This window comes from Streptomyces sp. NPDC018693 (genome assembly GCF_044391385.1).
Classification (GTDB): domain Bacteria; phylum Actinomycetota; class Actinomycetes; order Streptomycetales; family Streptomycetaceae; genus Streptomyces.
Genome location: NZ_JBIRZZ010000010.1, coordinates 273,058 through 288,705 on the forward strand (window position 1 = coordinate 273,058; position 15,648 = coordinate 288,705).

The 15,648-nt window shown below is 72.3% G+C and carries 14 protein-coding genes and 1 tRNA gene; 3 read left to right on the forward strand and 12 right to left on the reverse strand.

What is annotated here, in order from left to right; translation table 11 throughout:
- Window positions 1-54 precede the first annotated feature (54 nt).
- The gene (locus tag ACH5AC_RS26010) at window positions 55-663 is read right to left on the reverse strand and encodes a TetR/AcrR family transcriptional regulator (RefSeq protein WP_398864580.1); all 609 of its coding nucleotides are present in this window, start codon (window positions 661-663) and stop codon (window positions 55-57) included.
- A gap of 187 nt (window positions 664-850) precedes the next feature.
- Between ACH5AC_RS26010 and ACH5AC_RS26015 the strand changes: the two genes are divergently transcribed.
- A complete protein-coding gene (locus tag ACH5AC_RS26015) occupies window positions 851-4,123 on the forward strand; it encodes a S41 family peptidase (protein ID WP_398864581.1) in 3,273 nt (1,090 codons plus the stop codon).
- Window positions 4,124-4,505: 382 nt separating this feature from the next.
- Here the strand turns inward: ACH5AC_RS26015 and ACH5AC_RS26020 are convergent, their stop codons facing one another.
- The 4 genes from ACH5AC_RS26020 to ACH5AC_RS26035 all read right to left on the reverse strand — a co-directional run bounded on the left by ACH5AC_RS26020 (window position 4,506) and on the right by ACH5AC_RS26035 (window position 8,454).
- Complete coding sequence (locus tag ACH5AC_RS26020) at window positions 4,506-4,682, reverse strand: hypothetical protein (protein WP_398864582.1); 177 nt, start codon at window positions 4,680-4,682, stop codon at window positions 4,506-4,508.
- A gap of 372 nt (window positions 4,683-5,054) precedes the next feature.
- Window positions 5,055-5,939 (reverse strand): SDR family oxidoreductase, encoded by an 885-nt coding sequence (locus ACH5AC_RS26025; RefSeq protein WP_398864583.1) that lies wholly within the window; start codon window positions 5,937-5,939, stop codon window positions 5,055-5,057.
- Window positions 5,936-6,895, reverse strand: coding sequence for an alpha/beta fold hydrolase (locus ACH5AC_RS26030; protein WP_398864584.1), 960 nt, complete (start codon window positions 6,893-6,895; stop codon window positions 5,936-5,938). Before ACH5AC_RS26030 ends, ACH5AC_RS26025 begins: the two co-directional genes overlap by 4 nt.
- A complete protein-coding gene (locus ACH5AC_RS26035) occupies window positions 6,892-8,454 on the reverse strand; it encodes a flavin-containing monooxygenase (RefSeq protein WP_398864585.1) in 1,563 nt (520 codons plus the stop codon). The genes ACH5AC_RS26030 and ACH5AC_RS26035 overlap by 4 nt, the downstream gene beginning before the upstream one ends.
- Before the next feature lie 133 nt (window positions 8,455-8,587).
- On the opposite strand from ACH5AC_RS26035, the gene ACH5AC_RS26040 reads away from it, so the two are divergent.
- Window positions 8,588-9,232, forward strand: coding sequence for a MerR family transcriptional regulator (locus ACH5AC_RS26040; protein ID WP_398864586.1), 645 nt, complete (start codon window positions 8,588-8,590; stop codon window positions 9,230-9,232).
- A gap of 164 nt (window positions 9,233-9,396) precedes the next feature.
- Here ACH5AC_RS26040 and ACH5AC_RS26045 read toward each other — a convergent pair whose 3' ends face one another.
- Window positions 9,397-10,200: an exodeoxyribonuclease III gene (locus ACH5AC_RS26045; protein ID WP_398864587.1), complete on the reverse strand. Its 804-nt coding sequence runs from the start codon at window positions 10,198-10,200 to the stop codon at window positions 9,397-9,399.
- 80 nt (window positions 10,201-10,280) lie between these two features.
- Here ACH5AC_RS26045 and ACH5AC_RS26050 point away from each other — a divergent pair, with 80 nt between their 5' ends.
- Complete coding sequence (locus ACH5AC_RS26050) at window positions 10,281-10,757, forward strand: GNAT family N-acetyltransferase (RefSeq protein WP_398864588.1); 477 nt, start codon at window positions 10,281-10,283, stop codon at window positions 10,755-10,757.
- Window positions 10,758-10,897: 140 nt separating this feature from the next.
- Here the strand turns inward: ACH5AC_RS26050 and ACH5AC_RS26055 are convergent.
- The 6 genes from ACH5AC_RS26055 to glp form a co-directional block, all read right to left on the reverse strand.
- Window positions 10,898-10,971 (reverse strand) — tRNA-Ala (locus ACH5AC_RS26055).
- A gap of 93 nt (window positions 10,972-11,064) precedes the next feature.
- Window positions 11,065-12,327, reverse strand: a complete 1,263-nt coding sequence (gene glpR, locus ACH5AC_RS26060) for a gephyrin-like molybdotransferase receptor GlpR (RefSeq protein ID WP_398864589.1) — start codon at window positions 12,325-12,327, stop codon at window positions 11,065-11,067.
- Window positions 12,328-12,499: 172 nt separating this feature from the next.
- A complete protein-coding gene (locus ACH5AC_RS26065) occupies window positions 12,500-13,147 on the reverse strand; it encodes a GNAT family N-acetyltransferase (protein WP_398864590.1) in 648 nt (215 codons plus the stop codon).
- A 17-nt stretch (window positions 13,148-13,164) separates the two neighbouring features.
- The gene (locus ACH5AC_RS26070; protein ID WP_398864591.1) at window positions 13,165-13,707 is read right to left on the reverse strand and encodes a molybdenum cofactor biosynthesis protein B; all 543 of its coding nucleotides are present in this window, start codon (window positions 13,705-13,707) and stop codon (window positions 13,165-13,167) included.
- Complete coding sequence (gene moaC / locus ACH5AC_RS26075) at window positions 13,704-14,183, reverse strand: cyclic pyranopterin monophosphate synthase MoaC (protein WP_398864592.1); 480 nt, start codon at window positions 14,181-14,183, stop codon at window positions 13,704-13,706. The genes ACH5AC_RS26070 and moaC overlap by 4 nt, the downstream gene beginning before the upstream one ends.
- A gap of 141 nt (window positions 14,184-14,324) precedes the next feature.
- Window positions 14,325-15,647, reverse strand: a complete 1,323-nt coding sequence (glp, locus tag ACH5AC_RS26080) for a gephyrin-like molybdotransferase Glp (RefSeq protein WP_398864593.1) — start codon at window positions 15,645-15,647, stop codon at window positions 14,325-14,327.
- Window position 15,648 lies beyond the last annotated feature (1 nt).

The window sequence follows — 15,648 nt, forward strand, 5'->3', positions numbered from 1 at the left end:
GATGATCGGCCCGACGACGTGAGCGGTCGTGTCAGGTGCGGTGAGCCGTGCGGCTCAGGGGGTGGTGACGCCGAGGGCGGGGAGAACCACGGCGTCGATGTACGCGAGGAGGAACGACTGCGTCGGCGGCTGTTCCTCGATCAGGGCGCGGGCGACGAAGCCGCCCATCATCATGTGCATCAGGAACTCGATCGCCGGGTTGTCCGCACGGACCTCGCCCCGGTCGACCGCCCGTTGCAGCACGCGGCGGAGGGCCGCGAACTCCGGGTCGATGAGATGCTCCTGGAACGCCCGCTGGAGGTCCGGGTTGGCGTGCACCGCCATGGCCAGACCTCGCATGAGCGCGAAGTTCTGCTCCATCTCGCAGTCGTCCGAACGCAGCGTCAGGGCGTGCAGGTCGCCCCTGAGCGATCCGGTGTCGACCTCGTCGACGGCAGCCATACCGCTCGACTTGTCGTGCCGTACGGCCTTGGCCACCAGCTCGGCCTTGCCGCCCCACTGGCGGTAGAGCGTGGCCTTGCTGGATCGGGTGCGGGCGGCGACGGCATCCATGGTGAGGGTGTCGTAGCCGACCTCGCGGAGCAGGTCGAGCACGGCCTCGTACAGCTCGGCCTCACGCTCGGGGGTGAGCCGACTGCGGCGCGCTGTCACGACCTCGGCCATCCGCTCACCCTCTTCCGCTTCCCGGTGGTTGGTACGTAGATGAAGATACCCCCCGCGCCAACGAAACGAAACCGTTTCGTACGTGTGGTGGGTCACGTCTGTGAAGACCGCATAAGAGGCGTCCGGGACGCCGCACCGGACGGGCCCACGAGTTGCCCGGCCCTCCCAGCCGGAAAAGCATGGTGAGGTGAGCTATCTGCGCCTGCCGCACCTCAGCGGCGACCTGCTGTGCTTCGTGACCGAGGACGACCTCTGGCTGGCCCCGCTCGACGGCCCCGGCCGCGCCTGGCGGCTCACCGTGGACCGCACCAAGCTCGGCCACCCGCGCTTCTCGCCCGACGGCCGCACGATCGCGTACACGAGCTGGCGCAGCCTCGTCCCGGAGATCCACGTCGTGCCGGTGGACGGCGGGCCGGCCCGGCGGCTGACGTACTGGGGAAACGCCGACACGCGCGTGTGCGGATGGACCCCGCCCGACGAGGACGGGCAGAGCAACATCCTCGCCGTCGCCTCCCACGGCGAGCCCTTCTCCCACTTCACCTGGGCCTACAAGGTGGGCACCGAGGGCGACCCGGGCCGCAAGCTGCCCTGGGGCCCGGTCGCCGACATCCAGGTCGCCGATCTCGCGGATGAGCGCCGCACCCTGCTGCTCACCGGCACCCCGCCGCACGAACCCGCCGCCTGGAAGCGCTACCGCGGCGGCGCCACCGGCCGGCTCTGGCTGCACGGCCAACGGCTCCTGCCGGACCTCGACGGACACCTCGACTCGCCCCTGTTCGTCGGCGGCCGGATCGCCTTCCTCTCCGATCACGAGGGCGTCGGCAACCTCTACTCCTGCGCCTACGACGGCACCGACCTGCGCCGTCACACCGACCACGACGCCTTCTACGCCCGGCACGCGGCCGGCGACGGCACCCGGGTGGTCTACCAGTGCGCGGGCGACCTGTGGATCGTCGACGACCTCGCCGCCGACTCCAAGCCGCGCCGGCTCGACGTACGGCTGAGCGGCCCGCGCGCGGGGCGGCGGTCGTACCAGATCCCCGCCGCGCAGCACGTGGACGGGCTGTCGGTGGACGAGACGGGGCGGGCCAGCGCCGTCGTCGTGCGCGGCAGCCTGTACTGGCTGACCCACCGGGACGGCCCGGCGCGCACCCTCACCGACACTCCCGGCATCCGGGTGCGGCTCCCGGAGATGCTCGGCGCCGGCGGCCAGGTCGCCTACGTCACGGACGCCGAGGGCGAGGACGCCGTCGAGATCTCCTACCTGCCCCGCGCCACCGGCGACCGGGCGCCGCGTCGGCTGGCCTCCGGGAAGCTGGGGCGGGTGCTGGAGATGGTGTGCGATCCGGACGGGGAGCGGCTGGCGATCGCCTCGCACGACGGGCGGCTGCTGCTCGTCGAGGTGGGCGAGGAGGCGGACGGCGAGGTCACCGAGCTGATCCACTCCGTCAACGGGCCCGTGCGCGACCTGGCCTTCTCGCCGGACGGGGCGTGGCTGACATGGTCGCACCCGGGGATCGGGCGGTCGCTGCGGCAGATCAAGATGGCGAGGATCGCCGGAACGGCGGAGGGGGGCGGCCCGTTCGTCGTCGACGTCACCAACGGCCGCTTCGAGGACGAGAACCCGGTGTTCACCCGCGACGGCCGCTATCTGGCGTTCCTGTCCTGGCGCGGATTCGACCCGGTGTACGACGTGCACACCGGCGATCTGTCCTTCCCGCTCGGCTGCCGCCCCTACCTGGTGCCGCTGTCGTCCGCGACGCCCTCCCCGTTCGCGCTGAACCCGGAGGGCCGGCCCGCCGCCGGGGGCCTGGATCCGGTGGAGGAGGAGGGCGAGGGCGGGGACGGCACGGTCACCGTCGAGGTCGAGGGGCTGGAGAGCCGGGTGACGCCCTTCCCGGTGGCCGCCTCCAAGTACTCCGCGCTGTCCCCGGTCGCCGGCGGCGGGCTGGTGTGGCTGCGCTGGCCGATCTCCGGCGCGCTCGGCGAGACCTTCGCCAACCCGGACGACACCAGCGGGAAGCCCACCCTGGAGCACTTCAGCCTCACCAAGGCGAAGAAGTCCGAACTGGTGGGCGATCTGGACTGGTTCGGGGTGAGCGGCGACGGCACCCGGCTGGTCGTCGTCGACGAGGGCGAGCTGCGCGCCGTACCGGCGACGGAGGCCGGGGACAGCGACAGCACCGTCTGGATCGACCTGCGGCGCATCCTGCACGAGGTGGACCCGGGCGCGGAGTGGCGCCAGGCGTACGCGGAGGCCGGGCGGCTGATCCGGGCGTACTTCTGGGACCCGGGGATGTGCGGCATCGACTGGGACGCGGTGCTGGAGCAGTACCGGCCGCTGGTCGAACGGGTCGCCTCGCCGGACGAGTTCGCCGATCTGCTCCGCGAGGTGCTGGGCGAGCTGGGCACCTCCCACGCGTACGTCAGCGCCGCGCGCCGCAACGAGGGCCCGGCCCACTACCAGCGCTGGCAGGGCCTGCTCGGCGCCAACTTCGTCTGCCGCGACGGCCGCTGGCTGATCAGACGCATCCTGCCCGGCGACTCCTCCGACTCCAAGGCGCGCTCGCCGCTGGCGGGCACCGGAATCCGCGAGGGCGCCGTCCTGACCCATGTGGACGGCCGGCCGGTGGATCCGCTCAGCGGACCGTATCCGCTGCTGGCGGGATCGGGGGGTACGACGGTGGAGCTGACGTTCGCGGGGGCGGACGGCGGCGACAGGTCCCGCCGGGTCGCGGTCGTCCCGCTGATCGACGAGCGCCCCCTGCGCTACCAGGACTGGGTGGCCAAACGCCGCGAAGTGGTACGGGAGTTGAGCGGCGGCCGGTGCGGCTACCTGCACATCCCGGACATGGGCGGCTCGGGGTGGGCGCAGTTCAACCGGGACCTGCGGATGGAGGTGTCCCGGCCCGCGCTGATCGTGGACGTGCGCGGCAACGCCGGCGGGCACATCAGCGAGCTGGTCGTGGAGAAGCTGACGCGCACGATTCTGGGCTGGGACCTGACGCGCCACGCCCAGCCGGTGTCGTACGCCTCCAACGCCCCGCGCGGTCCCGTGGTCGCCCTCGCCGACGAGGCCACCTCCTCCGACGGCGACATGATCACGGCCGCCTTCAAGCTGCTGAAGCTGGGCCCGGTCGTCGGGCAGCGGACCTGGGGCGGCGTCGTCGGCATGACCGGACGGCACCGGCTCGGCGACGGCACGGTGATCACCGTGCCGATGAACGCGGCCTGGTTCGACGCGTACGGCTGGTCCATCGAGAACAAGGGCGTCACCCCCGACCTGGAGGCCCTGCGCACCCCCCTCGACTGGGCCGAGGGCCGCCACGCCCAACTGGACGACGCGGTCCGCCTCGCCCTCGGCCTCCTCCAGACCGACCCACCCGCCTCCCCACCCGACTACCGCGACGTACCGGACCGGTCACGGCCCGCGCTGCCGCCGCGGGGCGAGGTGGGGTAGGCGGGGAGCGCTCTGAGGGTCCCGAGGAACCCCGGTGAGGGCAGCGCCGACTGGCGGCAGAACGGCCTGGCCGGCGACGCCGGGGCGGCCGGCCGCGGCGGGTCGGGGCCGTTGAGGGCGAAGACACCGCCAAGGACGTCGTGGGCGACGATCAGGGCGCCGTCACGGGCGCCAGACGGGGTCGAAGGCGGCCGGGAGGTCGTTGACCGAGGCCAGGGAAGGCGTCTCGACCTCGGCCGACGCGCCGCCGTACACGCGCAACCAGCCACCGTCGATCACGACGGCCACCGCAGTGGGTGCGGCATGGACACAGCATCACAGGCGAGGGGCGCCCTCCTGCTGGGGGGCGCCCCTCGCTGCAGTGGCTCAGCGGCCGCCGACGTCAGGCGTCGTAGTCCTGGTCGAAGCGTTCCTGCTGCTCGCGCTGCTCAGGCGTCATGTCCTCGTCCTCGCGGCGACGGCTACGGCGCTGGGTCTGCTCCTTGGCTTCGCCCATCTTCTCCTTGGCCTGCTGCTGCCACTGCTCGGCCTGGTCCTGGAACTTGTCCTTCATACCCATGTGGGTTCACTCCCGTGGTGGGTGAGGGGGGTTGGGCCCCACGTCGGGGCCTCGACCAGATTCACACGGGCGGACACGCACTGCATGTCGATCACGCACGGAGCGTAGTCAGGGCAGGTGGGGCGCTACGGCGCGAGGCACGGCGCGGTGGCGCGGTGGACGGCGTGGAGGCGCGGCGCGCGACGTGAAGGCGTGACGCGGCGCGCGCCGTGAAGGCGTGACGCGGCGGCGCTGAGGCGCGGGGAACAGCGCTGAGACGCAGCCCGCGGCGCTGAGGCGCAGCCCGCGGCGCTGAGGCGCAGCCCGCGGCGCTGAGGCGCAGCCCGCGGCGCTGAGGCGCAGCCCGCGGCGCTGAGCCGTGAGTCACGGCGCTCAGGCGCGCCGCGCTGCGCGTGCCTCCTCGTCGGCCGCCCCTCCCGCGCCGACGAGCCCCCTCCGCATCCCGTCGAGCCGGGGCGCGAACCGCCGCATCTCACGCTGCCCGACCGCGCCGATGAGCCCCGGCAGGTAACCGCGCACCCCCTGCATCCCGCGCAACCACCACTGTCCGTACACATGCCCGGCGCGCCGCTCTATCCCGTCGACGATGCGGTCGACGGCCGGCCCCAGCGGGTACGTCTTGTTGGCCGGCCACGGCAGCCGCTGCCTCAATTCCCGCATGACATCGTCCTGGTCGGCACCGCGCACCATGTCCGTGTCGGTCCAGGACAGGTAGCCCACGCCGACCTTCACGCCCTGGTGGCCGACCTCGGCGCGCAGACTGTGCGCGTACGCCTCCACACCCGACTTGGACGCGCAGTACGCCGTCATCATCGGCGCCGGAGTGATCGCCGCGAGGGACGCGATCTGCAGGAGGTAGCCGCGGCTCTCACGCAGCACCGGCAGGAAGGCGCGCGCGGTGACCGCCGAGCCTATGAGGTTGACCTCGATCACCCGGCGCCAGGCGTCCGGATCGGAGTCCGCGAAGGGCCCGCCGGTCGCGACCCCGGCGTTGGCGACGACGATGTCCACCTTCCCGAACCGCGCCTTCACCTCCTGGGCCACCCGCGCCATCGCCTCGTGGTCGGTGACGTCGGCGTACCAGTGGCCGCTGTCGCTGTGCAGCCGCTCGGAGACCTGCTTGAGCGCGTCCGGCTCCAGCCCGACCAGCGCGACCTTCGCACCGCGCGCGGAGAGCTTACGGGCGAGCAGCTCGCCCACACCCCGCGCGGCTCCGGTGACGACGGCGACCTGCCCCTCCAGGCTGACCCTGCTCATGTGCCCTCCCTGACGTGCGTGTTCGCGGTACGGTCCGCGTCCTGACGGCTTTGCGCGGTGACATGTGCGGCGACGAGTTCCCGGATTCTCGCGGTGACCAGCTCGGGCGCCTCCACGGGCGTCATGTGACCGAGCCCGGGCAGCTCCGTGAGACCGGCGCAGTCCGGCAGCGCGGCGGCGAGCGACCGCGCGTGCACCGGAGGCGTCAGCCGGTCCGCCGTCCCGACCACGACCGCCGTCGGCACGGTCAGTTCACGCACCCCGTGATCGAGATCCAGCCGGTCGAGCACCTGCGACCAGGCGTAGCGCACCCGGCGCGGGCACGCGTGGACGATCCGCGCACACGCCTCCACCATGTGCGGGGCCGAACCGGCGCCCATCGTCCCGTACTTGAGAACGGCGCGCGCCAGGGGCGTGACAGGTCCGAGGGGGGCGCGCGAGGCAAGAACGCGCCGTGTCAGCCGGCTCCTGAGCCGACCGGGTGCGAGCGGCAGGAGCGTGGACTGCGCCACCAGCCGCGAACTCCCCGTGCTGCACAACAGCACCGCCGCCGCATGCGCCCGGAACGCCGGCCGCGACGCCGCCGCCATCACCGTCATCCCACCCATCGAATGCCCCGCGATCACCGCCTTCTCACCCGGGGCGAGCGTCGCGAGCAGTACGGCCTCCAGGTCGTCGGCGAGCACCTCGGTACCGCACGCCGCGCTCACCGGACTCCGCCCGTGCCCCCGCTGGTCATAGGCGATCACCCGGTGGTCGACCGCCAGCGACCGGATCTGCGCCGCCCAGAAGGCGGTCGAGCAGGTCCAGCCGTGCGCCAGGACGACGGGGGGCGCACCTTGCGGCCCATGCGCCTCGACATACAGTTGCGCGCCGTCGGCGGAGACGACGGTCAGCTCACGGCTGGGAACGGGTGGCGCGTACGGTCCGGAGACCACATGCTGCGGCCGGCTCATGAGGTGACCTCGGCGCCGGCGTGCGCACCCTCACCACTCCCGCTGGCCCGCACGCGCCCCGGCGCAGGCCCGGCCACCCGCGCCGGCGCCCGCAGCACTTGATACTCCGCGAGATCCACGCGCCGTGTCGCCCGCCGGAACTCCCCCGTCGTACCGGGCCAGATGGTGCTGTTGCGCCCGTTCGCGTCGAGGTACCAGCTCGTGCATCCACCCGTGTTCCACACCGTGCGCTTCATCCGATCCTGCACGCGCCGGTTCCAGGCATGCACGGCGCTCGGCCGGGCGTCGAGCGCGGCGCGGCCTCCGAGGACGTCGAGTTGGCGCAGGTAGTCGGCCATGTAGTTCAGCTGGGACTCGATCATGAGGATCATGGAGGAGTTCCCGAGGCCGGTGTTGGGCCCGATGATCGTCATCCAGTTGGGGAAGCCGGCCGCGGACGCGCCCCGCAGGGCCTCCATCCCGCCCTTCCAGGACTCGGCGAGGGTCCGCCCGTCGGCCCCGACGACCCGGTCGGCGATCGGCATGTCGGTGACGTGGAAGCCCGTACCGAAGACGATGACGTCGACCTCGGCCTCGCTGCCGTCGGCGGCGACGACGGTGGACCCGCGGACCTCGCTGAGCCCGCTGGCGACCACGTCGACATTCGGCTGGGCGAGCGCCGGGTAGTACTGGTTGGACAGCAGGATCCGCTTGCAGCCGATGCGGTAGTCGGGCGTGAGCTTGGCCCGCAGCACGGGATCCTTGATGGCGCGGGCGATGTTCCGCCGGGCCAGCTGCTCGACGAAGCCGAGCTCGCCCGGACGCTTGGTGAATGCCTGCACCTGCAACTCCCGTAGGCCCCAGAGCAGTCCGCGCCGCAGCTGCGCGGTGACAGGCAGCGCCCGGTGCAGCGAGCGCTCGAATCCGCTTATGGCGCGGTCGACGCGCGGCATCACCCACGCCGGGGTGCGCTGGAAGAGCGTGAGATGCCCGGCCTTGGGCTGGATAGCGGGCACGATCTGGATGGCGGAGGCGCCGGTGCCGACCATGGCGACGCGCCGGCCGGTGAGGTCGTGGTCGTGGTCCCAGCGGGCGGAGTGGAAGATCTTGCCGGGGAAGGTGTCCAGCCCGGGAATCTGCGGGATCTTCGGGTCGGACAGCGCCCCGGTGGCGGAGACTACGACGTCGGCGGAGAGATCCCCGCTCGTCGTCTCGATGTCCCAGCACAGCCGTTCGGCGTTCCAGACCATCCGCGTGACCTCGGAGTCGAAGCGGATGTGCCGGCGCAGCCCGAAGACATCGGTGACGTGCTCCAGGTAGGCGCGGATGTGCCGCTGCCCGGAGAAGGTGCGCGGCCAGTCCGGGTTGGGTGCGAAGGAGAACGAGTACAGATGGGACGGCACGTCGCACGCGCACCCCGGATAGCTGTTGTCGCGCCAGGTGCCGCCCACGCTGCCGGCCCGCTCCAGGACGACGAAGTCGGTGATCCCCTCACGGCGCAGCCGCACGGCGGCCCCGAGCCCGCCGAACCCGGACCCGATCACCGCGACCCGCACATGCTCGTGTTCGTGCTCGGACATCCCGAAGCCTCCCCGCCCCGCATCGGACTCTGCCAGTGAACACTGGCGCAATGGGGAGCGTAGAGGAGGGCCGTACTCATGGGTAGGGGTCGGGACCAGGAAAGTTACCGACGGTACGACTTAGGGTGCGGACGTGGCAGACAAGCGTGAATACCGCATGGAGGAACTGGCCCGACTGGCCGGCATCACGGTGCGCACCGTGCGCTTCTACCGGGAACGGGGCCTCCTCCCGCCGCCGCGCCGCGAGGGCCGTATCGCCTGGTACGACGACCATCACCTGGCCCGCCTGCGCACGATCGCCGCACTCCTGGAACGCGGCCACACCCTCAGCGGCATCGCGGAGCTCGCGGAGGCGTTCGACCACGGCCGCGACGTCGCCGACCTGCTCGGCGTCGGCACTCCGAGCGAGGAGGAGCCGGTCCGCCTCACCCCCGAGGAGCTGGCCGCCCGCTTCGAGGGCGAGGTCACCCCCGAGAACCTCGCCGCCGCGATGGAACTCGGCTACCTCGGCGCCGACGGCGACACGATCGTCCACATCAGCCGTCGCCTCCTGGACGTCTCCTCCGCCCTGGTCCGCGAGGGCATCCCGCTGTCGGAGGTGCTGGCCGCGGGCGCCCAGGTACGGGAGCACGCGGACGCCCTGGCCGACCTCTTCACCACTCTGGTGCTGCGCCACGCCCCCGAGCAGGACGTGCACCGCCTGCGCCCGCTGGCCCGCAGCGTGGTGGAGGCGGAGTTGTCACTGGCGCTGGACCGCCGGTTGCGCAAGCGGCCGTAGCCCAGTCCCGGGTACGGCCGGTTCCGTCGTCCGCGGTCCGTGGCCCACATGGCCGAGTTGATCGCCTGGGGCAGACAACATGCCCGGACGCTGGTTCTCGGCATGCCGGGAGCCGCCCACGGGCTCGCAGTGACGCCGCAGGCGAATGGCGACACCACGGTCCGTCACATCTCGAAGACCACCGTCACAGGAGCATGATCCGACCACCGCTCCTCATGACTGGCCGCACGCTCCACCACCGCCTTGACAGCCCGTACGGCGAGCCCGGGAGTGGCCACGGCGAGGTCGATCCTCCAACCCGAGTCGTTCTCGAAAGCCCGCCCCCGGTACGACCACCACGTGTACGGCCCCTCCACATCCGGATGCAGCGCGCGGACCACGTCGACATATCCCCCGTCCACCGGTTCGAAGACCCGTCCCAGCCATGCACGCTCCTCCGGCAGGAACCCGGAGTTCTTGGTGTTGCCGCGCCAGTTCCTGAGGTCGGCCTGCTGGTGGGCGATGTTCCAGTCGCCGCAGACGAGCACCTCGCGCCCGTCGGCCGCGGCCCGCTCTCGCAGCGCCTTGAGGTGGGCCAGGAACTCACCCATGAAGCGGATCTTCTCGTCCTGCCGCTCGGTACCGACCTCTCCGGAGGGCAGATAGAGCGAGGCGACGGTCACACCGGGCAGATCGACCTCGACGTAACGGCCGCTGCTGTCGAACTCCGCCGAACCGAAGCCGATACGGATGTCGTCCGGTTCCCGCCGCGTGTACAGGGAGACGCCGGCGCGCCCCTTGGCGACGGCGGGCGCGTGCACGACGTGCCAGCCCTCGGGAGCCCGCACGGCATCGGGCAGCTGGCCGGGCTCGGCCCGCACCTCCTGCAGGCACAGCACATCGGCGGAGGTCGCGGCGAGCCACTCCACGAAGCCCTTCTTCGCGGCGGCGCGCAGTCCATTCACGTTCACACTGGTCACGGTGAGCACCCCGGCACGATACCGGCACACTGGACAACGTCCAGAAATGGCCGCCCGACAGAAAGTCGCATAGAAGTACAGTGAGCAGCATGAATATACGCCGTGTCTCCTTCGACCACCCCGACGCCGTCAAGCTCAACGACGAGGTCCAGGCCGAGTACCACGAGCGCTACGGCGACGGCGGCGACGCCACCCACCTGCAGCCGTCGGACTTCGCACCCCCGCGCGGCGTGTACTTCATCGCCTACGACGAGACCGACCGCCCCGTCGCCACCGGCGGCTGGCGCAGCCAGGACCGCAACGCCGAGGGCAACGAGGACGGCGACGCCGAACTCAAGCGCATGTTCGTCATCAAGGAGATGCGCGGCCTCGGACTCGCCCGCCGCATCCTCACCGCCCTGGAGGACGACGCCCGCGCGGCCGGCCGCCTCCGCATGGTCCTGGAGACCGGCACCGAGCAGCCCGAGGCCATCGCCCTGTACACCTCCAGCGGCTACGAGCCGTGCGCCAAGTTCGGCTACTACCGCTTCTACGAGTCGAGTCGCTGCTACGCCAAGCCCCTGTGACCCCGTTTCAGCGGGCCGACCGCACCCGCGCGCGGCCCGCACCCCCAACGGGGCACCAAAACAAGGAGATCCCGCCCAGCTCGATGAGCTGAACGGGACCTCCCGAACCGTCTCCGACCGAAGTCGCTACGGTCATTGCGTGGACCTGAGGGGATTTGAACCCCTGGCCCCCTCGATGCGAACGAGGTGCGCTACCGGACTGCGCCACAGGCCCTTGCAACGAGTGAAACTCTAGCACCCCCATCGGCCTGCTTGAAAATCCGTTCCCGGTGGCCGGTCGGGGCGCGCAACGGGAGGGTGGCGCGGGTCACTCGTTGGCTGCCCTGGGCCGGTCGCCGTCCTCGTACTGGTCGAACAGCGGCGTACGGCCCCGCTCCCGCGACCGCCGCGCGGATGCGGCACGACGGGCGTCACTGCGCTCGTCCTCGTCCGCCTTGCCCTCCGCGGAGGCGCTCTCGCCCGCCTCCACGCCGGTCTCCCGCTCCCCCTGCTCCGGCGCGACCGCACTCGAACGCGCCGAGCTCCATGTGTCCGGCGCTCCCAGATCCACATCCGCCGTCGCCCGCGGCGCGACCGGCGCGGTCACATACGTCGGCAACGGCACCGGCACCGGATCCCAGCTCTCCCCGCGCCCCGGCCGCCGCTGCCGCTCCCGCTGCTGGTCCACCCACTCGGCGTGATCCGTCTGCTCGACGAGCGCCCGCCGGTCCGCGGCGAGCGCCAGCAGCTCGGGGTCGGTCTCCGGCTCGGGCGCCTGGTCGGGCTCCTCTGCGCCGGCGTCGGCCTCGGCCTCGAGGGGCGCGGACGCGGACGCGCGCCGGCGCGGCTGGCGTGCACGCTCCTTCAGGCGCTGCGCGGCGGCCTCCGCGCGCCGCCGGTCCATCTGGAAGGCGAAGCGGCGGCGTTCCTGGGCGCGCAGGTACGCGATGTACACGCTGAGCAGGACAGCGGGCACACCGGGCGCCCAAAGGAACGCGAGCCCCCCGACGGCGGCGACGACCGCACCCAGTGTGAAGGCGAGGAAAAGCATCACGGTGGTGCGCCGGCGGCGCGCGAGAACCTTCGAGCGCTGGGCGCGCGCGGCGGCCGCCTGCGCGGAGGCGGGCGACGGGCGCCGGGCGCCGGGCACGCGTCTGGGCGCCGGCGCGGACCCCGCTTCATGCGCGGTCGCGCCACTGTCCGCGCGCGCGGGCCGGTTCGCCTGCCCGGACGGCTCGCGCTGGTGGCGCTGTTCGCGCGCCGGTTCAGCGCCGTGCCCTGGCTCCCGCTCCTGGACCACCGCGTGCGCCTGCGGGCGCGTCGGAGGCATGGCGAAGGCCCGGACGTCCATCGAGTCGGTGACGGCGTCCGGGGCGACGTCCGGCTCCCCCTCCTCGGCGGAGCGCGCCCGCAGGTCCTTGGCGTACCGGCGCTCCATTCCCGCCCGTCCGGACAGCAACCGGATGGCTGTGCTGAAGCGTTCCGTCGGACGGGCCTCGTTCAGCTCGTCCTGCCTACGGAGCCACATCGGCACCAAGTAGGCGGCCCAGGCCCCGACGATGACTGCGTAGATGAGGCCGCTGCTGCTCACGCCTCACACGGTAGAGGGGTTTGCGTGAGGCCATCCGCCAATTGAGCCGGTGTGTCGCACGATCTGGCTGATATTTCGAGCTTTTTTTGCGACCGATGCGATCAGCAGGCCGCCGAGAGCGCGAAAACGAAGTCTAGAGACGGTCACCAGCCGATCAATTTCGAACACTTATTCAATTTCCCGGGCTGGCCGGATTCCGCGGCGCGTTCTCGTGGTCGCGGGGCGCGCGATGGGCACGTGAGCGCCGCCAGCGGGCCAGCAGGCCCTCGGGCACCTCCTCGGCCGTGAGCGCGAACACGAGGTGGTCCCGCCAGGCGCCGTCGATGTGGAGATAACGGGGCCGCAGCCCCTCCTCTCGGAATCCGAGTTTCTCCACGACCCGACGGCTGGGGCCGTTCTCCGGGCGAATGCAGACCTCGATGCGGTGCAGCCCGACGGTGCGAAAACAGTGGTCGACGACGAGCGCCACGGCCGTCGGCATCACACCGCGGCCGGCGACCCCCTCGTCCACCCAGTAGCCGATGTGCCCGGAGCACATGGAACCCCAGGTGATCCCGGCGACCGTCAACTGCCCGACGAGCCTCCCCTGGTACTCGATGACGAAGGGCAGCATCCGGCCCGCGTTCGCCTCCGACCTCAGGTGCCGGACCATCTGGCGGTAGGTCGGCCGGTGCGCGATCGGCCCGCTCGGCGCGGGCGGCGGGATGGTCGCCTCCCAGGGGCGCAGCCAGTCCCGGTTGCGCCGGTTGACCTCACGCCAGGCCCGCTGGTCGCGCAGCTTTATCGGCCGTAGGACGATGTCGCCCTCCGCCAGTTCCACGGGCCAGGATGGGCTGTTCAGCTCACACCCCCTGGGGGTTCCTCGGGCCGGGGATGGTCGCCGCCGCGGAGCTGGTCCACGGCGTGGACCAGCAGGGGCTCCAGGACGGCCAGTCCGTCCTTCACTCCGCCGGAGGAGCCCGGCAGATTGACGATCAGCGTCCGCTGCGCCACTCCGGCCAGGCCCCGCGAGAGCGCCGCGGTCGGCACCTTCTCCCGTCCGAACGCGCGAATGGCCTCCGGGATGCCCGGCACCTCGTGGTCGAGCACCGCGCGCGTGGCCTCCGGGGTGCGGTCGGTGGGTGACACACCGGTACCGCCGGTGGTGACGATCACGTCGTAGCCGGCGGCCACGCCGGCGCGCAGGGCGGCCTCCACGGGGTCTCCGTCGGGCACCACCTGCGGCCCGTCGACGGCGAACCCGAAACGCGCGAGCCCCTCGGCGACCAACGGGCCGCCCTTGTCCTCGTACACACCCGCGGAGGCACGGTTGGAGGCGGTGACGACCAGCGCGCGATACGGCGCGCGCGGCGCACCATCGGCGGACGGCGTGCCGCTCACGCCCGGCTCCAGTCGCCCGACTTGCCGCCCGTCTTCTCCTCCACGCGCACGTCCGTGATGACCGCTCCCTTGTCGACCGCCTTGACCATGTCGATCACGGTGAGCGCGGCGACGGAGACCGCGGTGAGGGCCTCCATCTCGACGCCCGTGCGGTCCGTCGTCTTCACCGTGGCCAGGATCTCCACGGCGTCGTCCGCGACCGACAGCTCCAGTTTCACACCGGAGAGCGCCAACGGGTGGCACAGCGGAATGAGGTCCGGCGTGCGCTTGGCGCCCATGATGCCGGCGATGCGCGCCGTGGCCAGCGCGTCGCCCTTGGGCACGCCCTCCCCGCGCAGCAGCTCCACCACGCGGGGCGAGACGAGAACACGCCCGCTGGCACGCGCCGTGCGCGCTGTCACGTCCTTGCCGGATACGTCGACCATGCGGGCGGCTCCCGCCTCGTCGATGTGCGTCAGTCGGTCCTGCGTACTCATGCTCGTGTGGCGCTCCTGGTCCGGGCCCGTCTGCGGTGCGGCGCACGGGCCTGTTGTGCGCGACACGGTACTCCCCCGGCGGGGCGCGCAGCGGAGCAGGATCGTCCTGCGGACGGGGCAGGACGCGGGCCCGCGCGCGCGTCAGCCGAGCAGGACGACCTCGACCTCGGTGCCCGGTTCGACGGCCTCGACGTCCTCGGGGACGACGATCAGCGCGTCGGCGTGCGCGAGGGCGGCGACCAGGTGCGATCCGGCGCCGCCCACCGGGCGGACGGTGCCGTCGGCGTGGGTTCCGCGCAGGAACTGCCGTCGCCCCTTCGGGGAGGTCAGGGCCTTGTCCGCGGCCAGCCGCGCGCGCGTGGTGGGCCGGTGGACGTCCGTCAGGCCCATCAGTGCGCGGATGGCGGGGCGGACGAAGAGTTCGAAGGAGACGTACGACGACACCGGGTTGCCGGGCAGCGCCAGCAGCGGGGTGTGGTCGGGGCCGATGGAGCCGAAGCCCTGGGGCTTGCCGGGCTGCATGGCGAGCTTGCGGAACTCGATGCCGCTGCCCGCCTCGTCCTCGTCGCCGACGTGCGACAGCGCCTCCTTGACGACGTCGTACGCCCCGACGCTGACGCCACCCGTGGTGACCAGCAGGTCGGCCCGTACGAGCTGGTCCTCGATGGTGGAGCGGAGGGTTTCCGCGTCGTCGGCGACCGCGCCCACCCGGTAGGCGATGGCGCCGGCGTCACGGGCGGCCGCGGTCAGGGCGAAGCTGTTGGAGTCGTAGATCTGGCCGCTGCCGAGTTCGCCGCCGGGCTGGACGAGTTCGCTGCCGGTGGACAGGACGACCACGCGCGGGCGCGGGCGCACGCGGACCGTGCCGCGGCCGATCGCGGCCAGCAGGGCGATCTGGGGCGGGCCGAGGACGGTGCCGGCTTCCAGGGCGCGGTCGCCGGCTTTCACGTCGCTGCCCTTGGCGCGTACGTGCGCGCGTGCTTCGGCCGGCCGGTACACGCGCGCGTGCCCGGTGGCGCCCTCGGGGGCGAGACTGCGGGCGCGCATCCCGCCGACCGGGCCTTCGCCGAGCCCGCCGTCGGTCCATTCCACAGGGACGACGGTCTCCGCGCCGGGCGGCAGTGGGGCGCCGGTCATGATCCGGGCCGCCTGCCCCGGGCCCACGTGGAGCAGCTCGCCCTGGCCCGCCGCGACGTCCCCGACGACCTCCAGGACCGCCGGGAACTCCTCACTCGCGCCCGCGACGTCCGCGACCCGCACCGCGTACCCGTCCATGGAGCTGTTGTCGAACGGCGGCAGCGAGACCGGCACCGTGACGTCCTCGACCAGGACGCAGCCTTGGGCGTCGAGGAGTTGCAGCTCGATGGGTTCCAGAGGGCGGACGGTGGCGAGGATGTCCTCCAGGTGCTCGTCGACCGACCAGAGGTGTTCCTGGCCGCTGGAGCGGGGCGCGGCGGTGCTCAAC